Origin of the sequence: Nocardioides sp. (assembly GCF_031422975.1) — a bacterium.
GTDB lineage: Bacteria > Actinomycetota > Actinomycetes > Propionibacteriales > Nocardioidaceae > Nocardioides.
The window spans coordinates 1-5606 of record NZ_JANPEO010000483.1; the positions used below are offsets into that span (position 1 = coordinate 1).

Sequence of the window (5606 nt, forward strand, 5' to 3'; positions counted from 1 at the left end):
ACCACGAGGGGCCCGTCAGGACTCTCTGTCCCCTGAGCAACCACGACGAACGACTCCCCCTCCCCGATCGGCAAGCGGCTGCTGGTGACCACAGCGACCTTTCCCGGAGCGGGTGCCACGTCGACGACGGGCGGCTCCCCCTCCACCGAGGGGCTCGCCGCGACCACCGACCGGGCGCCGTCGACCACCTGGATCAGTGACTGGTCCCCACCCCCCGCCGAGAGGTCGATCGCAGTGCCCTGCCTGCTGGCCTGGCCGGCGGCATCGCTGGCCTGCTGCCGGGCCACATCAGTCAGCGATGCCTGGAGCTGGTGGCGCTGGAGGAGGATGAAAGCGATCGAGGCGGCAGCGAGCGCCAGCGCGACCACGAGGGTGGCGGCCAGCGACGCCCGCAGTCGCACCCCGCCGTGTCCCACGCGAGCGAGCCCCCTATCCACCGTCGCCTGCCAGCCGATAGCCCGCGCCACGCACCGTCTCGATGGAGCGGCGACCGAACGGCTGGTCGATCTTGCGTCGCAGATAGCCCACATAGACCTCGACGACGTTGTCGTCACCGTCGTAGTTGAGGTCCCAGACGCTCTGAAGGATCTCCGTCTTCGACACCACGTCCCCGCGATGCCTCATCAGGTAGTGCAGGAGGCCGAACTCGCGGGGCGTCAATGTGATCTCCGCGCCGGCCCTGGCCACAGCCCGACTGCGGGGATCGAGGGTGAGATCGCCGGCAGTCAGCAGGGGTGGCCGCTCGGGAGCACCTCGGCGGACCAGAGACCGCAGCCGCGCGACCAACACCACGAAGGAGAACGGCTTGGTGAGGTAGTCGTCGGCGCCGAGGTCGAAGGCGTCGACCTGGTCGTACTCGCCGTCCTTGGCCGTCAGCATGAGGACCGGCGTCCAGACATCCGCCGCACGCAGCCGTCGGCACACGTCGTAGCCGTTGAGTCGGGGCAGCATGATGTCGAGCATGATCACGTCATAGCCACCGGTCTCCCCGGCTTCCAGGCCCGCCTCACCATCGGTGGCGACATCGACGACGAAGCCCTCGGCCATCAGACCGCGACGCACCGTCTCGGCCAGCCTGACCTCGTCCTCCACCATGAGCACACGCACGTTTCAACCCTCTTTCTTCGTGCTACCCGCGCCATGATGCTCTGCCGCCGCTGTGAGGACGCTGTGAACCGACGAAGGGTGGCGCATTCAGGCGATCCCTGAGGGGCTCTCAGCGACGCTCAGCCTCCTCACAGCACGCCTCACGCAGGCTGTGTCGTGTCAGTCCGCACCCTGCGGTCGACGAAGGGAGAAGACCATGAGAAACCTCAAGCGCAACGCCGCGCTGATCGCCTCGACAGCAGTGATCGCCAGCGTGGGCATCGGTGGAGTGATGGCCGCCCAGGCCAACTCGTCGGCGGATGGATCGAGTGACAAGTCGTCGCAGACCGAGGTCGAGGAGTCCTCGGACGGCGCCGACCAGGGTCCCGACGCCGACCCGAACGAACCCGGCCACCAGGACGCCGACGAGACCGGCGAGACCGAGGGTGCCGAGGGTGCCGAGGAAGCCTCCGACGGCGCCGACCAGGGACCCGACGCCGATCCCAACGAGCCGGGCCACCAGGACGCCGACGAGAGCGGCGAGACCGAGTAGTCGTAGGGCCGGGGGCTTCTGCCTCTGGTCAGGTCCTGCGGATCTGGGTGCCCACCGCGCCGGCGATCACGTCGCCGGCCGCGGCCAGGGCGCCGATCGCGGCCTGCTTCCCGGTCTGCTGCACGAAGCCGCAGGCGGCCGACACCTTGGGTCCCATCGAGCCGGCCGGGAAGGTCAGGGCCTCGAGCTCGTCGGCCCTGACCTCACGCAGCAACCGCTGCGCGGGGGTGCCGAAGTCGGCCATCACGCCGTCCACGTCGGTCAGCAGGACCAGCAGGTCCGCATCCAGCCGCGCCGCGACCAGGGCTGCGACGTAGTCCTTGTCCACGACCGCTTCGACTCCCGCGAGCCCGTGCGGCCCCTCGACGACAGGCACCCCGCCGCCACCGGCGAGCTCGACCGTGGTGCCGGCGTCCAGGAGAGTGCGGGCGACCTCGATCTCGATGATCCGCTGCGGCAGCGGGGACGCCACCACGCGTCGCCAGCCGGCGCCGTCACGCCGCACGGTCCAGCCGTTGTCGCTGGCGAGCTCTCGTGCTCGCTGCTCGTCGTAGACCGTGCCCACGAACTTGGTCGGATCGCCGAAGGCCGGATCCCCCGCATCCACGACCGTCTGGGTCACCAGGGTCACGACGGGGGTCGTCAGCCCGGCGTTGCTGAGTCCCTGCTGCAACCAGTAGCCGATGACGCCCTGTGTCTCGGCCACCAGGTCGCTGAAGGGGTACGGCGACGTGAGGTTCTCGTCGGCGGCACTCTCGAGCGCGAGCATGCCCACCTGGGGCCCGTTGCCGTGGACCAGCACGAGCTGGTGCTCTGCGGCGGCCTTGGCAAGGTCCGGCGCGGCCTCGGCCACGTGCTCGAGCTGGATGGCGGACTCGGGGCTCTCCCCGCGGCGCAGCAGGGCGTTGCCACCGAGTGCGACCACGATCCTCATCAGCTGTCGCCCAGCGTCGCGACCATGACGGCCTTGATCGTGTGCATCCGGTTCTCCGCCTGGTCGAAGACGATGGATGCCGACGACTCGAACACCTCGTCGGTGACCTCCAGCGCCGTGAGCCCCGTCGATTGGAAGAGCTCCTCCCCCACCTCGGTGCCGCGGTCGTGGAAGGCCGGCAGGCAGTGCATGAACTTCACGTCCGGGTTGCCCGTGCCCGCGAGCATCTCCGCCGTCACCTGGTAGGGCGCCAGCAGCGCGATCCGCTCCCCCCACGCCTCGACCGGCTCCCCCATCGAGACCCAGACGTCGGTGTAGACGAAGTCCACCCCGGCCGTGCCGGTGGCAACGTCACTGGTGATCGTGATCCGGGCGCCGGTGGACTCGGCGATCCCCCGGGCAGCCTTGACGACATCCTCGTCGTTGCCGAGGGACGCGGGCGCGACCATGCGCACGTCCATGCCCAACATGGCTCCCGCCACGAGCAGCGAGTTGGCGGTGTTGTCTCGCGCATCACCGACGAACGCGAAGGCGATGAGGGTGTCGGGCTTGGAGGAGTGCTCGCGCATCGTCAGCATGTCGCACAGCGACTGGGTGGGGTGCCACCGGTCCGTCAGCCCGTTCCACACGGGCACGCCGGAGAACGCCGCCAACGTCTCGGCCGTGTCCTGGCTGAAGCCGCGGTACTCGATACCGTCGTACATCCGACCCAGCACCCTGGCGGTGTCCGCTGCCGACTCCTTGTGACCGATGTGGGAACCCGAGGGGTCGAGATAGGTCACGTGCGCCCCTTGATCGTGCGCCGCGACCTCGAAGGCACATCGCGTGCGCGTCGACGCCTTCTCGAAGATCAGCGCGATGTTCTTGCCGACGAGGTGCTGTTGCTCGGTCCCGCTGCGCTTGGCCGCCTTCAGTCGGGCGGCCCGGGCCAGCAGTGAGCGCCACTCGTCAGGGGTGTGGTCGAGCTCCTTCAGGAAGCTTCGCCCGAACAGGCTGTGCGAGGTCATGGCGTCACCGCTTCGCGCTCGATGGGGCAGGTCATGCAACGCGGGCCGCCACGACCGCGTCCGAGCTCGTCACCCACGACCGGGATCACCCGGATGCCCTGGTCGGTGAGGTAGGAGTTGGTGGCGGCGTTGCGCTCGTAGCCGAGGACGACTCCCGGTGCGATCGCGAGGAAGTTGTTGCCGTCGTTCCACTGCTCGCGCTCGGCACCCCGCTTGTCGATGGGCGTCTTCAGGACCCGGAGCTCGTCGACCCCGAGCGTGTCCGCCACCACGGAGAAGAGGTCGAAGTTCTCCTCGATCTTGAAGTCCCCGCTGTCGCCGACGGCCTTGAGCGTGAAGGACCGCAGCTCGGCTGGCAGGAACGGGTACACGCAGAACGCGTCCCGGTCGATCATCGTCATGACCGTGTCGAGGTGCATGAACGCACGCTCCTTCGGCAGCTCGACCACGATCACGGTGTCGACGTTGCCCGACTGGAACACGTTCCGCGAGAGGATCTCGACGCCTTGAGGCGTCGACCGCTCGCCCATCCCGATCATGAGCGCACGGTTGCCGATGACGGTGATGTCGCCGCCCTCCACCGTCGCGGAGTCATGGGCCAGCGAGTCGTTGCCGTACAGGTAGTTCATCTGCGTCGCGGCGAACATCGGGTGGAAGTTGTAGACCACCCGGGAGTTGATCGTCTCCCGCTTGCGTGCCCGCTTGGCCATCGGATTGACCGAGACGCCGTCATAGATCCAGGCCGAGTTGTCGCGCTGGAAGAGATGGTTGGGCAGCGGTCGCAGCAGGAAGTCGTCGGGAGCCAGATACTCCATCAGCAGGCTCGGCGCGTGCAGCAGCGGTGCCACGTCGCGCTTGAGGAGCCCCCCGATCAGCAGGCTGGCGAGCTGTGCTGCGGGGGTCGAGCCGACGAGCTCGTCGAGCGGCGCGTCGAGGGCCGGACCGAAGCGGGTGGTGGTGGTGAGGCGCTCCTGCAGGAAGACGCGGGCGCCTGTTTGCTCGAGGGCCTCGGCGAGCAGCGTCTCGAACTCGTGGACCACGACACCCCCGGCTTCGAGCTGGCCGACGAAGGCGTCGTGCTCCTGCCCTGCGCGGTCGGCCCACATGACGTCGTCGAAGAGCAGTTCGTCGACGTTGTCGGGAGTGAGCCGGCTCAGCTCGAGGCCGGGTCGGTGGACGATCGCCTGCTTGAGCACTCCGACTTCGGAGTCGACGTGGAAGGACATGGTGGTCTCTCGATTCGTGCGATGGGTCGTGGGTCGGCTCGTGTCGGTGGTCATCGGTAGTCCGGAACGGCGTCGGGCTGGGTCATGGAGCCGCGCATGCGCAGGTAGACCGGGATGCCGACGACGGACGCCCCACCAGCCATCAGGAACGGGCCCCAGACGACGTACCAGGAGCTGCCGGTGTTGCGGGAGTAGTAGATGAAGGCAATGGAGACCGCCAGCGCGACCAGCGACACCGACAGATCCAGGACGAAGCGTGGCGTGTGCCCCCGCTGGTGATCGTGCCAACGCCAGCTGATCTGCGCCAGCGCCGAGAAGGCGTACGGAATGGCCGAGGTGATCCCGGTCATCAGCACAAGGGTCGTGAAGACGGTCGCTCCGCTGGTGCCCAGATAGCTGATGACCACGGCGAGCGAGGCGAGCAGGGTCGAGGAGATGATGCCGAAGGCCGGGACGCCACGCGTCGACAACTCGCCGAACCGCTTCGGGAACAGGCCGTCCTTGGCCGCCGCGAGGGGCATCTCGGCGACGATCATCGTCCAGCCGTTGAGCGCTCCGACGCCCGAGACGATCACGGCCAGGGCCACGAGCGTGCCAGCCCACGAGCCACTGCCCACGATGGCGTCGGCCGCGGCGGAGTACGACGCCTTGTTGTCGTCCATCGCCAGCGCGCTGGCGGGCAGGATCCCGAAGACGGCGACCAGCGAGAGCATGTACACGACGCCGCTGGCGAGGGTCCCGAAGATGGTGGAGCGTCCGACGTTGCGCGCGGGGTCGCGCACCTTGGCCGCGGCGACCGA

Annotated in this window: 7 protein-coding genes; 1 reads left to right on the top strand and 6 read right to left on the bottom strand. The window is 68.6% G+C overall.

Features of this window, described 5'->3' with window-relative positions; genetic code table 11:
- Window positions 1–416: hypothetical protein (locus RMO85_RS14425; protein WP_310529418.1), on the bottom strand; the 416-nt coding region annotated here is incomplete at its 3' end.
- Window positions 417–429: 13 nt separating this feature from the next.
- Complete coding sequence (locus RMO85_RS14430; protein ID WP_310529419.1) at window positions 430–1107, bottom strand: response regulator transcription factor; 678 nt, start codon at window positions 1105–1107, stop codon at window positions 430–432.
- Window positions 1108–1303: 196 nt separating this feature from the next.
- On the opposite strand from RMO85_RS14430, the gene RMO85_RS14435 reads away from it, so the two are divergent.
- Window positions 1304–1639 (top strand): hypothetical protein, encoded by a 336-nt coding sequence (locus RMO85_RS14435; protein WP_310529420.1) that lies wholly within the window; start codon window positions 1304–1306, stop codon window positions 1637–1639.
- Window positions 1640–1667: 28 nt separating this feature from the next.
- On the opposite strand, the gene RMO85_RS14440 is transcribed toward RMO85_RS14435, so the two are convergent.
- The 4 genes from RMO85_RS14440 to RMO85_RS14455 all read right to left on the bottom strand — a co-directional run.
- Window positions 1668–2573 (bottom strand): carbamate kinase, encoded by a 906-nt coding sequence (locus tag RMO85_RS14440; RefSeq protein WP_310529421.1) that lies wholly within the window; start codon window positions 2571–2573, stop codon window positions 1668–1670.
- Window positions 2573–3580 (bottom strand): ornithine carbamoyltransferase, encoded by a 1008-nt coding sequence (gene argF / locus RMO85_RS14445; protein WP_310529422.1) that lies wholly within the window; start codon window positions 3578–3580, stop codon window positions 2573–2575. Before argF ends, RMO85_RS14440 begins: the two co-directional genes overlap by 1 nt.
- On the bottom strand, window positions 3577–4806 hold the full coding sequence (locus tag RMO85_RS14450; protein WP_310529423.1) for an arginine deiminase: 1230 nt from the start codon (window positions 4804–4806) through the stop codon (window positions 3577–3579). Before RMO85_RS14450 ends, argF begins: the two co-directional genes overlap by 4 nt.
- 50 nt (window positions 4807–4856) lie before the next feature.
- A partial coding sequence (locus RMO85_RS14455; protein ID WP_310529424.1) for an amino acid permease occupies window positions 4857–5606 on the bottom strand: 750 nt, incomplete at its 5' end.

Excerpts from the sequence above, each read along its gene's own strand:
- RMO85_RS14435 (WP_310529420.1), top strand. The coding sequence starts at position 1,304 with ATGAGAAACCTCAAGCGCAACGCCGCGCTGATCGCCTCGACAGCAGTG.
- RMO85_RS14440 (WP_310529421.1), bottom strand. The coding sequence starts at position 2,573 with ATGAGGATCGTGGTCGCACTCGGTGGCAACGCCCTGCTGCGCCGCGGG.
- argF (WP_310529422.1), bottom strand. The coding sequence starts at position 3,580 with ATGACCTCGCACAGCCTGTTCGGGCGAAGCTTCCTGAAGGAGCTCGAC.
- RMO85_RS14450 (WP_310529423.1), bottom strand. The coding sequence starts at position 4,806 with ATGTCCTTCCACGTCGACTCCGAAGTCGGAGTGCTCAAGCAGGCGATC.